18 protein-coding genes are annotated in these 18,077 nt (G+C 63.9%); 2 read left to right on the forward strand and 16 right to left on the reverse strand.

All coding sequences use genetic code 11. From position 1 onward, the window contains the following. Positions 1-12: 12 nt before the first annotated feature. The 5 genes from QTI66_RS09845 to QTI66_RS09865 form a co-directional block, all read right to left on the reverse strand. Positions 13-492 carry a GNAT family N-acetyltransferase gene (locus tag QTI66_RS09845; RefSeq protein WP_286559322.1) on the reverse strand — a complete coding sequence of 160 codons (480 nt, stop codon included), beginning with the start codon at positions 490-492 and terminating at the stop codon, positions 13-15. Beyond that, positions 489-1,826 carry a phosphoglucosamine mutase gene (gene glmM, locus QTI66_RS09850; protein WP_286559324.1) on the reverse strand — a complete coding sequence of 446 codons (1,338 nt, stop codon included), beginning with the start codon at positions 1,824-1,826 and terminating at the stop codon, positions 489-491. Before glmM ends, QTI66_RS09845 begins: the two co-directional genes overlap by 4 nt. Next, entirely contained in the window at positions 1,823-2,677 is an 855-nt protein-coding gene (folP, locus tag QTI66_RS09855) for a dihydropteroate synthase (RefSeq protein ID WP_286559325.1), read from the reverse strand. The genes glmM and folP overlap by 4 nt, the downstream gene beginning before the upstream one ends. Positions 2,678-2,750: 73 nt before the next feature. Further along, positions 2,751-4,667, reverse strand: a complete 1,917-nt coding sequence (gene ftsH / locus QTI66_RS09860; RefSeq protein WP_286559326.1) for an ATP-dependent zinc metalloprotease FtsH — start codon at positions 4,665-4,667, stop codon at positions 2,751-2,753. A gap of 198 nt (positions 4,668-4,865) precedes the next feature. Continuing rightward, positions 4,866-5,519: an RlmE family RNA methyltransferase gene (locus tag QTI66_RS09865; RefSeq protein WP_286559327.1), complete on the reverse strand. Its 654-nt coding sequence runs from the start codon at positions 5,517-5,519 to the stop codon at positions 4,866-4,868. A 20-nt stretch (positions 5,520-5,539) separates the two neighbouring features. Between QTI66_RS09865 and QTI66_RS09870 the strand changes: the two genes are divergently transcribed. Together QTI66_RS09870 and QTI66_RS09875 are read left to right on the forward strand one after the other, a co-directional pair. After that, a complete protein-coding gene (locus QTI66_RS09870; protein WP_286559328.1) occupies positions 5,540-6,016 on the forward strand; it encodes a YhbY family RNA-binding protein in 477 nt (158 codons plus the stop codon). Between the two features lie 47 nt (positions 6,017-6,063). Beyond that, complete coding sequence (locus QTI66_RS09875; RefSeq protein ID WP_286559954.1) at positions 6,064-6,786, forward strand: glycosyltransferase; 723 nt, start codon at positions 6,064-6,066, stop codon at positions 6,784-6,786. Between the two features lie 2 nt (positions 6,787-6,788). Here the strand turns inward: QTI66_RS09875 and QTI66_RS09880 are convergent, their stop codons facing one another. The 11 genes from QTI66_RS09880 to lpxD all read right to left on the reverse strand — a co-directional run bounded on the left by QTI66_RS09880 (position 6,789) and on the right by lpxD (position 18,060). Next, positions 6,789-7,214, reverse strand: a complete 426-nt coding sequence (locus QTI66_RS09880) for a DUF4149 domain-containing protein (RefSeq protein WP_286559329.1) — start codon at positions 7,212-7,214, stop codon at positions 6,789-6,791. 12 nt (positions 7,215-7,226) lie between these two features. Then, on the reverse strand, positions 7,227-7,703 hold the full coding sequence (greA, locus tag QTI66_RS09885) for a transcription elongation factor GreA (protein ID WP_286559330.1): 477 nt from the start codon (positions 7,701-7,703) through the stop codon (positions 7,227-7,229). A 73-nt stretch (positions 7,704-7,776) separates the two neighbouring features. Next, entirely contained in the window at positions 7,777-8,646 is an 870-nt protein-coding gene (kdoO, locus tag QTI66_RS09890; RefSeq protein WP_286559331.1) for a Kdo hydroxylase KdoO, read from the reverse strand. Between the two features lie 22 nt (positions 8,647-8,668). After that, positions 8,669-11,908, reverse strand: coding sequence for a carbamoyl-phosphate synthase large subunit (gene carB, locus QTI66_RS09895; protein ID WP_286559332.1), 3,240 nt, complete (start codon positions 11,906-11,908; stop codon positions 8,669-8,671). Next, complete coding sequence (carA, locus tag QTI66_RS09900; protein WP_286559333.1) at positions 11,901-13,073, reverse strand: glutamine-hydrolyzing carbamoyl-phosphate synthase small subunit; 1,173 nt, start codon at positions 13,071-13,073, stop codon at positions 11,901-11,903. Before carA ends, carB begins: the two co-directional genes overlap by 8 nt. 119 nt (positions 13,074-13,192) lie before the next feature. Further along, complete coding sequence (locus QTI66_RS09905) at positions 13,193-14,002, reverse strand: TrmH family RNA methyltransferase (protein ID WP_286559335.1); 810 nt, start codon at positions 14,000-14,002, stop codon at positions 13,193-13,195. Further along, positions 13,999-14,706, reverse strand: a complete 708-nt coding sequence (gene rnhB, locus QTI66_RS09910) for a ribonuclease HII (RefSeq protein WP_286559336.1) — start codon at positions 14,704-14,706, stop codon at positions 13,999-14,001. The genes QTI66_RS09905 and rnhB overlap by 4 nt, the downstream gene beginning before the upstream one ends. After that, on the reverse strand, positions 14,678-15,823 hold the full coding sequence (gene lpxB, locus QTI66_RS09915) for a lipid-A-disaccharide synthase (protein WP_286559337.1): 1,146 nt from the start codon (positions 15,821-15,823) through the stop codon (positions 14,678-14,680). The genes rnhB and lpxB overlap by 29 nt, the downstream gene beginning before the upstream one ends. A gap of 8 nt (positions 15,824-15,831) precedes the next feature. Continuing rightward, the gene (gene lpxA / locus QTI66_RS09920) at positions 15,832-16,620 is read right to left on the reverse strand and encodes an acyl-ACP--UDP-N-acetylglucosamine O-acyltransferase (RefSeq protein WP_286559338.1); all 789 of its coding nucleotides are present in this window, start codon (positions 16,618-16,620) and stop codon (positions 15,832-15,834) included. 13 nt (positions 16,621-16,633) lie between these two features. Next, positions 16,634-17,077: a 3-hydroxyacyl-ACP dehydratase FabZ gene (gene fabZ / locus QTI66_RS09925; protein ID WP_286559339.1), complete on the reverse strand. Its 444-nt coding sequence runs from the start codon at positions 17,075-17,077 to the stop codon at positions 16,634-16,636. Next, positions 17,074-18,060, reverse strand: coding sequence for a UDP-3-O-(3-hydroxymyristoyl)glucosamine N-acyltransferase (gene lpxD, locus QTI66_RS09930; protein ID WP_286559340.1), 987 nt, complete (start codon positions 18,058-18,060; stop codon positions 17,074-17,076). The genes fabZ and lpxD overlap by 4 nt, the downstream gene beginning before the upstream one ends. Positions 18,061-18,077 lie beyond the last annotated feature (17 nt).

The following is an 18,077-nucleotide window of genomic DNA, read 5'->3' on the forward strand; positions in this document are numbered from 1 at the left end:
GGCTTTCGCTTTTTACAGCTTCTTGTGCATGAAGGTCGCGGTGCCAAACGCGGGATCGAGCTGGTAGCCGGCGAAGCCTTCGCGCTCGTAGGCGCGCATCGCGCCGACATTGCCCGAGAGCACTTCCAGCGTGAGCTTGCAGGCGCCGCGTTCGCGCGCCAGTTCTTCCACCTTAACCAGCATCTTTTGCGTGATGCGTTGGCCGCGATGGCTGGCGACGACCACGACATCGTGCACGTTGACCAGCGGACGGCAGGCAAAGGTCGAAAAACCTTCGAAGCAGTTGATCAGGCCGACCGCCTGCCCTGCCTCGAATGCCAAAACGCTGAAGGCCGAAGGGCGCGCCGCGAGTGCTTCGGGCAGTCCGTTCTTCACTTCCGCAGGCAGAGCGGATCCGCCACCTGCGGGGTCCCGCGCATACTCGTCCATCAGCTGGACCAATGCATCCGCATGCGCCTTGTTGCGATAGTCCGCAACGACGATGTCGATCATGCAGGTATCTCGAGCGTGGCAGCCAGCCGGCGTGCGCAGGTCACGGCCTGCTCGGCATTGCGTGCCTCGACCATCACGCGCACGAGCGGTTCCGTGCCGCTGGCGCGGATCAGGACCCGGCCCGCGTCGCCCAGTTCGGCCTCCGTGCGCTCCGTCTCTGCGGCGAGCGCCTGGTTGTTCTTCCAGTCCTGCCCCGGCGCAAGGCGGACGTTGATCAGCGTCTGCGGGAACAGCGTCACGTCGCCCAGCAGTTCCGCCACAGTCTTGCCGCTGCGCACGCACGCCTGGAGCACCTGCAAGGCGCTGACGATGCCGTCGCCAGTCGTGTGACGATCCAGGGCCAGCAGGTGACCCGAGCCTTCGCCGCCGAGCAACCAGCCGCGCTTCTCCAGTTCCTCGAGTACGTAGCGGTCGCCGACTTTGGCGCGCACGAATTCGATGCCTTTGCTGCGCACCGCCATCTCGACGGCCTTGTTGGTCATGAGGGTGCCGACCACACCGGCAGGCTTCTCGCCGCGGCCGATGCGCTCCTTCACCATCAGGTAAAGCAACTCGTCGCCGTTGAAGAGGCGACCGTTCGCGTCGACCAGTTGAAGTCGATCCGCGTCGCCATCGAGCGCAATTCCGTAGTGGGCGCCTTGCGCCTTCACGGCCTCGATCAACGCTTGCGGATGCGTCGCACCGAAGCCCTTGTTGATATTGAGACCATCAGGCGTGGCACCAATGCTGATGACATCAGCGCCCAGTTCGTGAAACACCTGCGGAGCGACCTGGTAGGCGGCGCCATGCGCACTGTCGACGACAAGCTTCATGCCCCGCAGCGTGAGGTCGTTGGCAAAGGTGCTCTTGCAGAACTCCGTGTAGCGGCCCGTTGCATCGTCCATTCGGCGCGCCCTGCCGAGGCTGGCCGAGTCCACCCACACGGGCGGCTCTTCGAGCACGGCCTCAACGGCCTGCTCCCACGCGTCGTCAAGCTTGGTGCCCTGCGCGCTGAAGAACTTGATGCCGTTGTCCGGGAACGGGTTGTGGCTGGCGCTGATGACCACGCCCAGGCTCGCACGCTGCGCGCGTGTGAGGTACGCGACGCCAGGCGTGGGCAGTGGCCCGAGCAGCACCACGTCGACGCCAGCAGAATTGAAGCCCGACTCCAGGGCGCTTTCGAGCATGTAGCCGGAAATGCGCGTGTCCTTGCCGATGAGCACCTTGGGCCGGGTCTCGGTCTTCTTCAGGACGCGGCCGACCGCATGGGCGAGTCGAAGCACGAAGTCCGGCGTGATGGGCGCCTCGCCCACAGTTCCGCGAATGCCGTCGGTGCCGAAATATTGGCGTTTCATTGAGGGGGTCCTCCTTCGATCTGTTGTGTTCGGGCGGCGCGCCACACTGCCAGCGCCGCCACTGTTTCCTTGACATCATGCACCCGCAAAATGCGGGCGCCGCGCTCCGCGGCCACGATGGCGGCGGAAATGCTCGGCACCATGCGCTCCGCTGCGTTGTCGATGCCGGTCACGGCGCCGAGCGACGATTTTCGCGACCATCCCGCCAGAACGGCATAGCCCAACTCAAGAATTTCTGATTGCCTTGCAAGCAGCGCGAAGTTCTGCTCCACCGTCTTGCCAAAGCCAATGCCCGGATCGAGCACGATGCGCTGCGGCGCCACGCCGAGGCTTTCCAGCACACGCGCCCGTTCCGACAGGAAGGCAACGACTGCCGGCACCACGTCGCCGGTCATCGGGGCGACCTGCATGGTTTGCGGATCCCGGTGCATGTGCATCAGGCATACGCCACAGCCAGGGTGCGCCGCCACCACCGCCTCGGCACCCGGCCGGCGAAGCGCCCAGATGTCGTTGACGATGTCCACGCCCAGATCCAGAGCCGCGCGCATCACTTCAGGCTTGTAGGTGTCGATGGACACAGGCACGCCGAGTTTGACTGCCTCGCGCAGGACGGGCATCACGCGCGCCAGTTCTTCATCCAGCGCCACGGCCGGACTGCCAGGACGCGTGGACTCGCCACCGATGTCCAGGATGTCGCAACCATCGCGCAGCAGTTGCTCGCAATGCGCCAGCGCGCTGGACGTTGTCTCGAAGGCGCCGCCGTCCGAAAACGAATCGGGCGTCACGTTGACGATGCCCATCACGCGCGGCCGGTCAAGCTCGATAACGAAGCGGGATGTCTGCCAGTTCATGTTCATCGCGAAACCCATGGTGCGCCCATGAAAAACGGGGCCAGAGGCCCCGTTCGTTGTTGCAGCACCATGCTCAGGCTGCTGTCGGCGCCGGATCGGGCTTGACGGCCGGCGTGCCGCCGTTGCCACCGCTGCCCGAAGGCGGGACGCGCGGCGTCCAGTCCTTCGGCGGGCGCGGTTCGCGACCGGCCATGATGTCGTCGAGCTGGTCGCTGTCGATGGTTTCCCACTCGAGCAGCGCCTTCGCCATGGCGTGCATCTTGTCGCTGTTCTCTTCGATCAGGCGGCGCGCCAGGGCGTACTGCTCGTCGATGATCCTGCGCACTTCGGCGTCGACCTTCTGCATGGTCGATTCGCTCATGTTGGTGGTCTTGGTGACCGAGCGGCCCAGGAACACTTCGCCTTCGTTTTCGGCGTACACCATCGGGCCGAGCGATTCGGTCATGCCGTAGCGCATGACCATGTCGCGGGCGATTTGCGTCGCACGCTCGAAGTCGTTGCTCGCGCCGGTCGTCATCTGGTGCATGAAGACTTCTTCGGCAATACGGCCACCGAACAGCATGCTGATCTGGTTGAGCATGTACTCGCGGTCATAGCTGTAGCGGTCTTGCGAAGGCAGGCTCATGGTCACGCCGAGGGCACGGCCGCGGGGAATGATCGTGACCTTGTGGACCGGGTCGCACTTGGGCAGCATCTTGCCGATGAGCGCGTGGCCCGACTCGTGATAAGCCGTGTTGCGACGCTCTTCCTCGGGCATGACCATGCTCTTGCGCTCGGGGCCCATGAAGATCTTGTCCTTGGCCTTTTCGAAGTCCTGCATTTCAACGACGCGCGCGTTGCGGCGGGCGGCCATCAGCGCGGCTTCGTTGCACAGGTTGGCCAGGTCGGCACCGGACATGCCCGGCGTGCCGCGCGCAATGATGCTCGCGTTCACGTCCTGGCCGAGCGGAATCTTGCGCATGTGGACGCCCAGGATCTGCTCGCGGCCACGAATGTCCGGCAGCGTGACATAGACTTGGCGGTCGAAACGGCCGGGGCGCAGCAAGGCCGCGTCAAGGATGTCGGGGCGGTTGGTCGCAGCCACCACGATCACGCCGAGATTGGTTTCAAAGCCGTCCATCTCGACCAGCATCTGGTTGAGGGTTTGCTCGCGTTCGTCGTTGCCGCCGCCCAGACCCGCGCCACGCTGCCGACCCACGGCGTCGATTTCATCGATGAAGATGATGCAAGGAGCGTTCTTCTTGGCGTTCTCGAACATGTCGCGAACACGCGCCGCGCCCACGCCGACGAACATTTCGACGAAGTCAGAACCCGAGATGGAGAAGAAAGGAACCTTGGCTTCACCGGCGATCGACTTGGCCAGCAAGGTCTTGCCGGTGCCCGGAGGGCCGACCAGCAGCAAGCCACGCGGAATGCGGCCGCCTAGCTTCTGGAACTTGGCCGGATCTTTCAGGAAGTCGACGACTTCCTTCACTTCTTCCTTGGCTTCGTCGCAACCCGCGACGTCTGCAAAAGTGACCTGGTTGCTGCTCTCGTCGAGCATGCGCGCCTTGCTCTTGCCAAAGCTGAAGGCGCCGCCCTTTCCGCCGCCCTGCATCTGGCGCATGAAGTAGACCCAGACGCCAATCAGCAGGAGCATGGGACCCCAGCTCACCAGCAGCGTCATGAGGAGCGAGCCCTCTTCACGCGGCTTGACGTCGAACTTGACGTTGTTGTTGATCAGGTCGCCCACGAGGCCGCGGTCAAGATACGTCGCAGTCGTGCGGATCTTGCGGTCATCCGTCGTGACGGCGACGATTTCGCTGCCGCCCTGACCTTCCTGGATGGTCGCGCTCTTGATGCGGTTGCCACGCACTTCTTCCAGGAAATCGGAGTACCCGACATAGCCTGCGCCGGCTGCGCCGCGGGTGTCGAACTGCTTGAAAACAGTAAACAGCACCATCGCGATGACAAGCCAGACGGCAACTTTGGAAAACCACTGATTGTTCAAACGAAGCTCCAGTCGGGGGGAAATAGCGCGTGACAGCAATATGAAAATCGCGCTTCAAGGCGCAATTGGCCCCTATTTTAGGCTTTTCAAGCTGCGAAACCGGGGAATTTGGCCCTAGCAGCCACAGGCCATGTGCGGGTTTCGATGCAAGGCGTGGACTACTTCAGCAAGGTATCAAGAAGTTTCACCCGATATGCACTATTTGAGACCAATTCCAACGAGGAAGGTTTCCGACGATTTGTCGCGCGAGGCCTTTGGCTTGAACGGTTTGACCACCCGGAAGTGGCCCTTGAAAAGCGTGACGAGGTCGCTGTAGCCGCTCCCATGGAAGAGTTTGACGACCAGCGCCCCCTCCGGCTTCATGTGGTGCTGGGCGAAATCCACCGCCAATTCGACCAGATGGGAGATGCGGGCTGCATCGGCCGATTCAATTCCGGAGAGATTCGGCGCCATGTCGGACACCACCACGTCGGCGAGCCGCCCCGTCATGGCTTGCGTGAGTTGCTCCAGCACTTCCGGTTCGCGGAAGTCTCCCTGCAGGAAAAGCACGCCCTCGACCGGCTCCATGGGCAGGAGGTCCAGCGCGATGATCGTCCCGTTGAGTTCCCCCGCGGCAGCACCCGCAGGCGACAGGCGCCGGCGGACGTATTGGCTCCAGGCGCCCGGCGTCGAGCCCAGGTCGACCACGATGTGCCCGGGCTTGATGAGCCCCAGCGCCTCGTCGATCTCCTTGAGCTTGTACGCAGCACGCGCGCGATAGCCCTCCCGCGCGGCCAGCTTGACCCACGGATCATTGACGTGATCGTTGAGCCACGCCTTGTTGACTTTTTTGCTTTTGGTCTTGACCTTCATCTACGCTCGATAATACGGGTATGCCCGCAATTCAACTTACTCCCGCCCAGCGCAAAGTGCACCGCTCCGACGCGCATCATCTTGATCCAATCGTGATGGTGGGCGGCGACGGGCTCACGCCAGCCGTCAAAAAAGAAGCCGATGCCGCCTTGAAGGCGCATGGGCTCATCAAAATCCGTGTGTTCTCTGACGACCGCCTCGCCCGCGAATCGATGCTCCAGGAACTCGCCAATGAACTCGACGCTGCGCCCATCCAGCACATCGGCAAGCTGCTCGTGCTGTGGCGCCCCAAGCCCGAGAAAGAGCGCATCATTGACGAAGACCGCATGCCCGGCCCACGCGACGTCAAGATCCTCAAGTACAGCAAGCGCGGCGGCCAGCGCCCTGAAGTCAAGACGCTGCGCGTGCTGGGCAACCAGCGTCTGACGCCCGGCGGCACCATCAAGCGGGCCAAGCCCAAGCAGATTTCGCTCAAGAAGCGCCGCCAGGCCGACTGATCGTGGCGGGTGCGACGACACGTGGTGTGACGCGTCACATCATCTGCATGAAATGGGGCACGAAGTACGAGGCGTACTACGTCAACAACCTCTACGCGATGGCGCGTAGGCACCTCACGGGTGACTTTCGCTTCATCTGCCTGACCGATGACGCCAAGGGCATTCGCAGCGAAGTCGAGTGCTTTCCCATCCCGCCGGTCGACATCCGGCCCGAACTGGCCGGCGTGCGCGACCGTGCGTGGAAGAAGCTGACGACCTTCAGCCGAGACCTGCCCGACGTGTATGGCCTGCAGGGACCTGCACTGTTCCTCGATCTGGACGTGGTGGTGGTCGGGAGCCTGGACGACTTCTTCACCCTGCCTGGTGAGTTTCACATCATCAAGGACTACCGGCGGCCGTGGCGCGTGACGGGCAATTCGTCCGTCTACCGCTTCGAAATCGGCAAGCACGCCGACGTGCTGGATTACTTTCGCGCCAACGAGGTAGCGATTCGCGAGCAGTTCCGCAACGAGCAGACCTACCTGTCGGACTACCTGCACAAGCAGGGAAAACTGCAGTACTGGCCCAGCGAATGGTGCCCGAGCTTCAAGTACCACGGCATTCCTTTGTGGCCCACGAACTACTGGCGCCGGCCCTTCGTGCCGGATGGCGCGCGCATCGTGATTTTTCATGGCGAATGCAATCCGCCGGACGCCTTGGCGGGCCGTCGCAATCGCCGGTTTCGCTTCATTCGCCCGGCGGCTTGGGTTGCCGAGCATTGGCATGAATGAAATCAGGCCGCTGACGGCTTGAGCACGCGCCAGAACACGGTCCCGGCGCAAGCCCATTGCGCCAGGTAGATCCCGCTGCCGACGGCATGCCAGAGCTTGAGGTTGTCGCGCGCAACGATGCGCGGGGCCACCCCGAACTCGCCGATCAGTGCCAGCAGCAAACCGAGAATCACGAAGACGATGGCCGCATCCACGTGAGGCGCGTGCGGGCCTGCCTTGTCAGAGCGCGCCACGGCGAGAAGCAGCAGCGTGCAGCCAATCGAGGTCCAGGTTTGGGCGGTGAAGAGCCGCGCTGCCATCGTCCCGGCCATTGCCGGCGTCGGCAGGTTGGCGAACAGGAGCGGCACGACGATGAAGCCCACCGTCGTCAGGCTCACCCACCAGAACGCAGCGGCCAAACCGGGAAGTCGCTGCGTGAAGGCGCTCATCCGTACAGTGGCTTAGACGTAGCTGACGCCGACGATTTCGTAGCGCTTGAGGCCGCCGGGCGCCTGCACTTCGGCGGTGTCGCCCTCTTCCTTGCCGATGAGCGCGCGCGCGATCGGGCTGGAAATGTTGACCAGGCCCAGCTTCAGGTCGGCTTCGTCTTCACCGACGATCTGGTACTTCACGGCTTCGCCCGAGCTTTCTTCTTCCAGCTCGACCGTGGCGCCGAAGACGACCTTGCCGCCCGCTTCCACCGACGTCGGGTCGACGATCTGGGCGGCAGACAGCTTGCCTTCGATTTCCTGGATCCGGCCTTCGATGAAGCCCTGGCGATCCTTGGCGGCTTCGTATTCGGCGTTCTCGCTCAGGTCGCCCTGAGCGCGCGCTTCGGCGATCGCATTGATGACCCAGGGGCGGTCGACGGTCTTGAGGCGCTGCAACTCTTGTTTGAGCTTTTCAGCACCGCGCTTGGTGATTGGAATGGTTGCCATGATTTGTTCCGCGTCAAAAAGCGAAACCGCCGAACGTCGCCGTTCGGCGGTATCTGGTTGTTCAGTAAAAATTCTAGACGAGCGTGCGGCCAGTGAGCCGACTCAGGATGGCCAGCGGGCTTGCAGCAGGATTGTATTGGCTCGCTGCGGGCAAGTGGAGCGTTTGCTCCATCATGAATTGCCCTGACATGACGGCATGCGAAGTCTGGTCCGAAAAACAGACCCACACCGAGCCGGGCGGAAACTCGACCGTTTGCTGCTGCGCGTCGCGCTGATAGTCCATGTCCGACTTCATGCCGTCGTGCAACTGGAGCATCAGATGGTCGTATTCGCTGCGGAAGGACTTGGTGACGTGCAAGGTTTGCAGCACCTTGGCCTGCCAGCGCGAATAGGGCTTGGCACGCGGAAGGAAGCGCTTGGCGACCGTCTCGAAGGGCTCGCCGACCCGCCACACACGCGGCGCGTGGGCCGGATTCACGTTGGTGAACACCCGGAGAATTCGCTCACCGTAGTTTGGGCGCGACGGAAATGAGTCGACGTGCAAGCGCCGGTCATCCGCACGCCAGGACTGCACCCGCGTTTCGACTTGAGCCGGCCGGAAACTCGTGGGCGCCATGCGCAGCGCCGGGCTGTACGCCGGCAGCAAGCCGTCGATCAGCGCGCGCGCCTGGCTGCGGAAGCGGCCGATCATCTCGCCCACGGCCTTTTGCACCGGCTCGTCGCCGACCACGCCCTTGAGCTTGCCGTTGCCATCCAGGCTGATGTTGCGCACATCGGGCGACAACAGCGCGGGGTCGAGAAAGGCACGCTCTTCGGGCTTGAACTCGAAGGCCAGCTTCGGAAAGTAGAGCACCTTGCCGGCTTCCAGCTCAGCAATCCACGCCTCGTTCGGCGTGGCCGCCTGCCAGTCACTCAGGTCGAGTTCGACAAGTTGCGATTCCATGGCGTGCCTTCGCGTTCGGGCCTCAGGCGGCAGCCAGTTGGTCTGCCAGCTGTGCGTGCATTTCCTGCACCGAGATCACGCCCAGTTCGTCCAGATGCTTCATGCCCTCGACGGCCGCTTCCGCGCCGAAGATGGTCGTGATGGTCGTCACGCGCGCCAGCAGTGCCGACGTACGGATCTGGCGCGAATCGGTGATCGCGTTGCGGCGCTCTTCCACTGTGTTGATGACCAGCGCAATCTCGTTGTTCTTGATCATGTCCACGATGTGCGGGCGGCCTTCGGTGACCTTGTTGACCATCTCGCATTCGACGCCGCCGGCCTGGATGGCCGCAGCCGTGCCCTTGGTGGCGATGAGCTGGAAGCCCAGCTTGGCGAGGCCGCGAGCCACTTCCAGCGCGCGCGGCTTGTCGTTGTTCTTCACCGAGATGAACACCTTGCCGGACTTCGGCAAGTGCGTGCCGGCGCCGAGCTGCGACTTGACGAAGGCTTCGCCAAAGGTCTTTCCCACGCCCATGACTTCACCAGTCGACTTCATCTCGGGGCCGAGGATGGTGTCCACGCCCGGGAACTTGACGAAGGGGAACACCGCTTCCTTCACGCTGAAGTAAGGCGGCGTCACTTCCTTGGTGATGCCTTGCTTGGCCAGCGAAGTGCCGGCCATGCAACGCGCCGCCACCTTGGCCAGCTGGATGCCGGTCGCCTTGCTCACGTAAGGCACGGTGCGCGATGCGCGCGGGTTGACTTCCAGCACGTAGATCACGTCCTGGCCGTCCTTCTGCTGGATGGCGAACTGCACGTTCATCAGGCCGACCACGTTGAGGGCCTTGGCCATCGCGGCGCTCTGGCGCTTGAGTTCGGCCACGGTGTCGGCGCGCAGGCTGTACGGCGGCAGCGAGCAGGCGGAGTCGCCCGAGTGCACGCCGGCTTGCTCGATGTGCTCCATCACGCCGCCGATGAGCGTCGCGCCTTCGGCGTCGCGCAGGCAGTCGACGTCACATTCGATCGCGTCGTTCAGGAAGCGGTCGAGCAGCACGGGCGAGTCGTTGCTCACCTTGACGGCCTCGCGCATGTAGCGCTCGAGGTCGCGCTGCTCGTGCACGATTTCCATCGCGCGGCCGCCGAGCACGTAGCTGGGGCGAACCACCAACGGGTAGCCGAGGGCGGCAGCCTTTTCCAGCGCCTCGCCTTCGGTGCGCGCCGTGGCGTTGGGCGGCTGGCGCAGGCCGAGTTCGTTCAGCAGCTTCTGGAAGCGCTCGCGGTCTTCGGCCGCGTCGATCATGTCCGGCGTGGTGCCGATGATCGGCACGCCGTTGGCTTCAAGGTCGAGCGCGAGCTTCAGGGGCGTCTGGCCGCCGTACTGCACGATCACGCCGGTGGGCTTTTCCTTGTCGACGATTTCGAGCACGTCTTCGAGCGTCAGCGGCTCGAAGTACAGGCGGTCGCTGGTGTCGTAGTCGGTCGACACGGTTTCGGGATTGCAGTTGACCATGATGGTCTCGTAGCCGTCCTCGCGCATCGCCAGTGCCGCATGTACGCAGCAATAGTCGAACTCGATGCCCTGGCCGATGCGGTTGGGACCGCCGCCGAGCACCATGATCTTCTTGTTGTTCGTCGGCTCGGCTTCGCACTCATCCTCATAGGTCGAGTACATGTAGGCCGTGTTCGTGGCGAACTCGGCCGCGCAGGTGTCCACGCGCTTGTAGACCGGGCGCACGCCCAGGGCACGGCGCTTTTCGCGCACGGCCGTGTCGGTGGTCTTGAGCTGTTTGGCGAGGCGGCGATCCGAGAAGCCCTTTTGCTTCAGGAGGCGCAGCGTGGCGGCGTCGAGCGCGTCCAGCGACGTGGTTTCCAGCTCGAGCTCGATCTTGACGATCTCTTCGATCTGCACGAGGAACCAGCGGTCGATCTTGGTGAGTGCGAACACTTCATCCACCGACATGCCTTGCGCGAACGCGTCGCCCACGTACCAGATGCGCTCGGGGCCGGGCTCACCCAGTTCCTTCTCGAGCACTTCGCGGTCTTGCGTCTTCTCGTTCATGCCGTCGACGCCGACTTCGAGGCCACGAAGCGCCTTCTGGAACGATTCCTGGAAGGTGCGGCCCATGGCCATGACTTCGCCGACGGACTTCATCTGCGTCGTCAAGCGCGAGTCGGCCTGCGGGAACTTCTCGAAGGCGAAACGCGGGATCTTGGTGACCACGTAGTCGATCGACGGCTCGAACGACGCCGGGGTCGCGCCGCCGGTGATTTCGTTGCGCAGTTCGTCCAGCGTGTAGCCGATGGCGAGCTTGGCCGCGACCTTGGCGATCGGGAAACCTGTCGCCTTCGATGCCAGCGCCGACGAACGCGACACGCGCGGGTTCATCTCGATGACGATCATGCGGCCGTCCTTCGGATTGACCGAGAACTGAACGTTCGAACCGCCCGTGTCCACGCCGATCTCGCGCAGCACAGCGAGGCTGGCGTTGCGCATGATCTGGTATTCCTTGTCCGTCAGCGTCTGCGCTGGCGCGACCGTGATCGAGTCGCCCGTGTGCACGCCCATCGGGTCGAGGTTTTCGATCGAGCACACAATGATGCAGTTGTCCGCCTTGTCGCGGACCACTTCCATTTCGTACTCTTTCCAGCCGAGCAGCGATTCTTCGATCAGCAACTCGTTGGTCGGCGAGGCTTCGAGACCGCGCTTGCAGATGACTTCGAACTCTTCCGGGTTGTAGGCGATGCCGCCGCCGGTGCCGCCGAGCGTGAAGCTGGGGCGAATCACGGTCGGGAAGCCGACGGTCTTCTGGACGCCCCACGCTTCTTCCATCGAATGCGCAATGCCCGAGCGCGCCGAACCGAGACCGATCTTGGTCATCGCGTCCTTGAACTTCAGGCGGTCTTCTGCCTTGTCGATGGCTTCGGGCGAGGCACCGATCAGCTCGACCTTGTACTTGTCGAGCACGCCGTTGCGCCACAGGTCCAGCGCACAGTTCAGCGCGGTCTGGCCGCCCATGGTCGGCAGGATCGCGTCGGGGCGTTCCTTGGCGATGATCTTCTCGACCGTCTGCCACGTGATCGGCTCGATGTAGGTGACGTCGGCGGTGGCCGGGTCGGTCATGATCGTCGCAGGGTTGCTGTTGATCAGGATGACCTTGTAGCCCTCTTCGCGCAGCGCCTTGCAGGCTTGCACGCCGGAGTAGTCGAACTCGCAGGCCTGGCCGATGATGATCGGGCCAGCGCCGATGATGAGGATGCTTTTGAGGTCTGTGCGCTTAGGCATTTTTGTGTGTCTCCATCAATGCCGTGAAGCGGTCGAACAGATAGCTGATGTCGTGCGGGCCCGGCGAGGCTTCCGGGTGACCCTGGAAGCAGAAGGCCGGCTTGTCGGTGCGCGCCAAGCCTTGCAGCGTGTTGTCGAACAGGCTGATGTGGGTGGGGCGCAGGTTGGCGGGCAGCGTCTTCTCGTCGACTGCGAAGCCGTGGTTCTGGCTGGTGATGCTCACGCGGCCGTTGTCGAGGTCTTTGACCGGGTGGTTCGCGCCGTGGTGGCCGAACTTCATCTTGAAGGTCTTCGCGCCTGAGGCGAGCGCCATGATCTGGTGGCCCAGGCAGATGCCGAAAGTCGGAATGCCGGTTTCGATCAGCGTCTTGACAGCCTTGATCGCATAGTCGCAAGGCTCCGGATCCCCGGGGCCGTTGGCCAGGAAGATGCCATCAGGCTTGAGCTTGAGCACGTCCTCGGCCGAGGTTTGCGCCGGCACCACCGTGATGCGCGCGCCGCGCTGGGCGATCATGCGCAGGATGTTCTTCTTGACGCCGAAGTCGAATGCGACGACGTGGAACTTCGGCGTGATCTGCACGCCGTAGCCCGAGCCGAGCTTCCACTCGGTTTGCGTCCACTCGTAGGTTTGCTTGACCGAGACGACCTTGGCCAAGTCGAGACCCGCCATGTTCGGCGCGTCCTTGGCGGCGGCGATAGCCTTGTCGATCAGCGCCTGCGTCACCGTCTCGCCTTGCGCCAGGCCCAGGATGCAGCCGTTTTGCGCACCCTTGGTGCGCAGGTGGCGGGTGAGCTTGCGCGTGTCGATGTTGGCAATGGCAACGGTCTTGCCACGCACCAGGTAGTCGTTCAGCGTGGAAGTCTTGCGGAAGTTGGACGCAACCAGCGGAAGGTCCTTGATGATCAGCCCTGCGGCGTGGATCTTTTCAGCTTCGATATCTTCCTCATTGACGCCGTAGTTGCCGATGTGCGGGTACGTGAGCGTCACGATCTGCTGGCAGTAGCTCGGATCGGTGAGGATTTCCTGATAACCGGTGATGGCGGTGTTGAACACCACCTCGCCGACGGTGGCGCCAGCGGCGCCAATCGAATTGCCGAGAAAGACCGTGCCGTCTGCGAGCGCCAGGATGGCGGGCGGGAAAACTCCCTTGAGAGACAAAAGCACTGGGTTCTCCGGATGGATGACGCCCAAAGCGAACCCAAGACGTGACTCGGGGCTTGCAACTTTCGTCGAAGAGTTGGCTTGCGTGCGCGGTGGGCGGGGTGTAGCGGGATAGCCTCTGATTATAACCGGGCGATTAACGTTTCTACTGATCCTGCCGCACTGGCATGTAAGCAGATGGCGGCGGCGGCGGCCACGTTCAGGGACTCCTCGCCGCCCGGCTGCACGATGCGGATGAGGTGGGTGGCCCGGGACTGCAATTCGTGGGAGACGCCCTGCCCTTCGTGGCCCAGCAGCCAGGCGCAGGGATTGGGCAGGGTGCGACGCGCCTGCGCCTCGTGCAGCCACTGGCCGTCGTGCGAACTGGTGGCCAAAAGCGGCACCGCCAAGGTGTCCAGCGCGGCAATGTCCGCGCCCTCGATGAGGCGAAGCCCGAAATGCGCGCCCATGCCCGCCCGCAGCACCTTGGGCGCCCACAGCGCGGCCGTGCCCTTGAGGGCGATGACCTGCTTGAACCCGAATGCCGCAGCGCTACGGAGCACGGAGCCCACGTTGCCGGCGTCCTGCAGGCGATCGAGCACCACCGTCGGCGCATCCGCCGCCACCGCAGCCGGCGCGGGCAGATCCAGCACGAATCCCATGGGCGCTGGCGATTCGAGCCCGCTGATGCCCTGCAACAGCGCGTCCGGCATCACGACGGTTTTGTCGGCGCAACCCGCCCATTGCACGCGCGCCGTTTCCCAGAGGGATTCCGCAAAGATCGCAATGGCCGGCCGCACACCCCGCTCGCGCGCCGCCCGGCACAGGTGGTCGCCTTCCAGCCAGATGCGGCCCAGCTTGCGGTATGCGCCCGGGTCTTGCGCCAGCTTGCGCAGGTCTTTCAGGAGCGGGTTGTCGCGTGAAGTGACCTGGGTGACGTCCGGATTGGTCATGGCGAAACCGCGATGCTCGCCACCGTGACGTCATGCGTCGTCATGATCGACGCCATCTGCGTGGTCATGACCGCCGCCGTCCTTTGCGTCGCCATCACCGCCGCCACCGGACTGAAGGAGCGCCGGTGATGCACGCAAGCGCCGTGGATTCGCAGCGCCTCCAGGTGCTCGGGCGTACCGTAGCCCTTGTGCCCGGCAAAGCCGTAGTGGGGATATTCGGCGTGGAGTTGCTCGCACAGCCGGTCGCGGTGAACCTTGGCAAGTATCGACGCGGCAGAAATCGCCTTCACAAGGGCGTCCCCCTTGACGATGGCTTCCGCCAGCACGTCGAGCGTGGGCAGCCGGTTCCCGTCGACCAGGACTTTGCCCGGCTTCAGCCGCAAACCCTCGACCGCGCGCCGCATGGCGATCATCGTGGCCTGCAGGATGTTGTGCGTGTCGATTTCCTCGACCGTGGCCTGCGCCACGGAGCAGCACAGCGCCTTCGCCAAGATCTGGTCGTGCAGCTTTTCGCGCTGCAAGGCCGTCAGGGTCTTGGAATCGGCGAGGCCGCGAATCGGGCGCATGTCGTCCAGGATGACGGCCGCCGCCACGACCGGCCCGGCCAGCGGTCCGCGCCCCGCTTCGTCGACGCCCGCGACCAGGCCCGGCGTCTCCCAGACGAATGACGCCTGCTCAGCCTTCAAGAACTTTTTCGATCGCATCGGCGCAGAGTGTGGGCGTGTCGCGCAGCAATTCGCTGTGCAGTTCAGTGAATCTTTGTTGCAGTGCTTGCACCTTGTCAGGAGAGCGCAGCCAGTCGAGGGTCGCCGCGGCGAGTGCCTCCGGCGTCATTTCGTCCTGGATGAGTTCGGGCACCACGAATTCGCCGCAGAGGATGTTGGGCAGACCCACCCAAGGCTGCAACTGCTTGCGGACCATCAAGCGCAGGGTGAGCGAGTTCATGTTGTAGCCAATGACCATCGGCCGCTTGAAGAGGGCGGCCTCCAGCGTCGCGGTGCCACTGGCCACCATCGTGGCATCGCACGCAGCCAGCACCGCGTGCGACTGGCCTTCGACCAGCTTGACGTGGTCCTGCAGTCCACTGGCCTGCAGCATCTGCTGGGCCTCGGCGCGCAGGCTCGGCAGCGTCGGCATCACGAAACGCATCGTCGCGTCCTCTCGGCGGAGCAGCGCGGCGGCCTGGAAGAAGCGCGAAGCGATGTAGCGCAGTTCGGAGCGTCGGCTGCCCGGCAGCAAGGCCACGACCGTCGCCGCTGGATCCAGGTCGAGCGCGTTGCGCGCCGCAGCGCGGTCCGGCACCATCGGAATGACCTTGGCCAGCGGATGGCCCACATAGCTTCCCGACACGCCCTGCTCGGCCAGCAGGGCAGGCTCGAACGGGAAGATGCACAGCACATGGTCTGCTGCCGCGCGGATCTTTTCGATGCGTTCGGGCCGCCAGGCCCAGATCGAGGGGCACACGAAGTGCACCGTCTTCATGCCCCGTGAACGCAGCCCGGCCTCGAGGTCGAGGTTGAAGTCCGGCGCATCGACGCCAATGAAAATTTCCGGCCACTCGCGCAATACGCGCGCCTTGAGTTGGCGCCGGATCGCGGCGATTTCGGGGTAGTGGCGCAGCACCTCGATGTAGCCGCGAACGGCCAGCTTTTCCTGCGGCCACCAGCTTTCGAACCCACGCTCGATCATTCGGGGACCGCCGATGCCGGCCGCCTTCATGTCGGGCCATCGGGCTTGCAGGCCATCCATCATCAGGCCGGCCAGCAGGTCGCCGGATGCCTCGCCTGCGACAAGCGCGAATTGCCGCTGCTTCGCGTCCATGCCGGGCGTCAGCGGGCAATGCCGCGCGTCGCGCCGGCGAGGAAGGCGTTCATCATCTCGATGTCGGCCACGGCCTCCGGCATCTCGCCGGAAAGCGCAGTGATGGCGGCGCGTGCTTCTTCCAACGTTTTGCCCTGGCGGTACAGCAAGCGGTGCATCTGCTTCACGGCCGCCATGCGCTCCGGTGAGAAGCCGTGGCGGCGCAGGCCGATCGCGTTGAAGCCACGCACGGCCAGCGGGTTGCCGTCCACCAGCATGTAGGGCGGAATGTCCTGCGTCACTGCACTGGCAAACCCGATCATGGCGTGTGCGCCGACCTTGACGAACTGGTGGATGCCAACGAGGCCGCCCACCGTGACCCAGTCGCCGATTTCCACGTGGCCGGCCAGCGTTGCATTGTTGGAGAACGTGGTGTTGTTGCCGACCAGGCAGTCATGCGCGATGTGCGTATAGGCCATGATCCAGTTGTCATTGCCAATGCGCGTGACACCGCCGGCCGCCGGCACACCCAGATTGAAGGTGCAGAACTCGCGGACCGTGTTGCGGTCGCCGATGACAAGTTCGGTGTCTTCGCCCGCGTACTTCTTGTCCTGCGGCTTGGCGCCAATCGACGAGAACTGGAAAAACTGATTGTCCCTTCCGATCGTCGTCCGGCCTTCGACGATGCAATGCGGCCCGACCGTCGTCCCGGCGCCTATGCGCACCTTGGCGCCAATCAGCGCATAAGGACCCACGACGACCGTCTCATCCAGTTGTGCACCGGATTCGACAATCGCCGTCGAATGAATCTGCGTCATGCCCGCAAACGCTTCAGTTGATCTGGCGCATCGCGCACATCAGGTGCGCCTCACAAGCGAGTTCTGAGCCCACCAGGGCGCGGCCCTTGAACTTGGAGATGCCCGCCTTCATGCGCTCGATTTCGACTTCGAGCGTGAGTTGGTCGCCGGGTTCCACGGGACGCTTGAAACGCGCGCCATCGATGGCCGCGAAGTAATAGACCATGTTTTCGTCCGGCACGATGTCCAGCGAGTGGAAGGACAGCAGCGCGGCGGCCTGCGCCATGGCTTCGAGCATCAGCACGCCTGGCATCACCGGACGATGCGGAAAATGGCCATTGAAAAAAGGCTCGTTCATCGTGACGTTCTTGAGCGCCTTGATGCTCTTGCCCTTCTCCATCTCGAGCACGCGGTCGACGAGCAGGAAGGGATAGCGATGCGGCAGCAGCTTGAGGATTTGATGGATGTCGAGCGTCATGATGTCTTGTCTTGCGGAAGGCTTTTTTCGAGCGCCTTGATTCGCTCCCGCAATGAATGGAGGTGCCGCAGCGTCGCAGCGTTCTTCTCCCAGGACGCATTGTCGTCGATGGGGAACACGCCAGTGTATTGACCCGGCTTGTGAATGGAGCGCGTGACCAGCGACGCGGCCGAGATGTGCACGCCATCCGCCAGCGTCAGATGGCCGAGAACCATGCCTGCGCCCGCCACCGTGCAGTTCGCGCCGATGACGGCGCTGCCCGCGACGGCCGAGCAGCCCGCCATCGCCGTGTTCTTGCCGATGCGCACGTTGTGGCCGATCTGGATGAGGTTGTCGAGCTTGACACCGTCTTCGATGATGGTGTCGTCGAGCGCGCCGCGGTCGATGCAGGTGTTGGCGCCGATCTCGACGTCGTCTCCGATGCGCACGGCACCCAGTTGCTCGATCTTGACCCACTGGCCTTCGTGCGGCGCGAGGCCGAATCCGTCCGCACCGATGACCACGCCCGGGTGCAGCAGGCAACGGGCGCCAATCACGCAGTCTTCACTGATCGTGACGCGCGACTTGAGCACCGTACCCGCACCGATGCGCGCACCCCGCTCGACGACGCAGAGGGCCCCGATTTCGGCCGTGGGGTCGATGTCCGCATCGGGATCGATGACGGCGCTCGGATGGATGCGCTCTCCCCGCTTCGTCGAAAGACGTGCCTTCCACAATTGCGTGAGGCGCGCGAAATACAGGTAAGGGTCCGCAGTGACGATGAAGTCACCCCGCGCCGCCGCGGCGTCGCGCATCGCCGGCGAGACGATGACGCAGCCCGCGTGCGAGGCGGCCAGATCCTTCTGGAACTTGGGACTGCTCAGGAAGGCGAGTTCCGCCGACGTCGCCCGCTGCAAGGGGGCCAGACGCTCGATGGAACGGGTCGGATCGCCCTGCAATTCGCCCCCAAGGGCTTCAACGATGGCTGCGAGTTGCAGTGCCACGCCAATTCGCCAGCCTC

It is taken from the genome of Variovorax brevis (assembly GCF_030317105.1).
Classification (GTDB): domain Bacteria; phylum Pseudomonadota; class Gammaproteobacteria; order Burkholderiales; family Burkholderiaceae_C; genus Variovorax; species Variovorax brevis.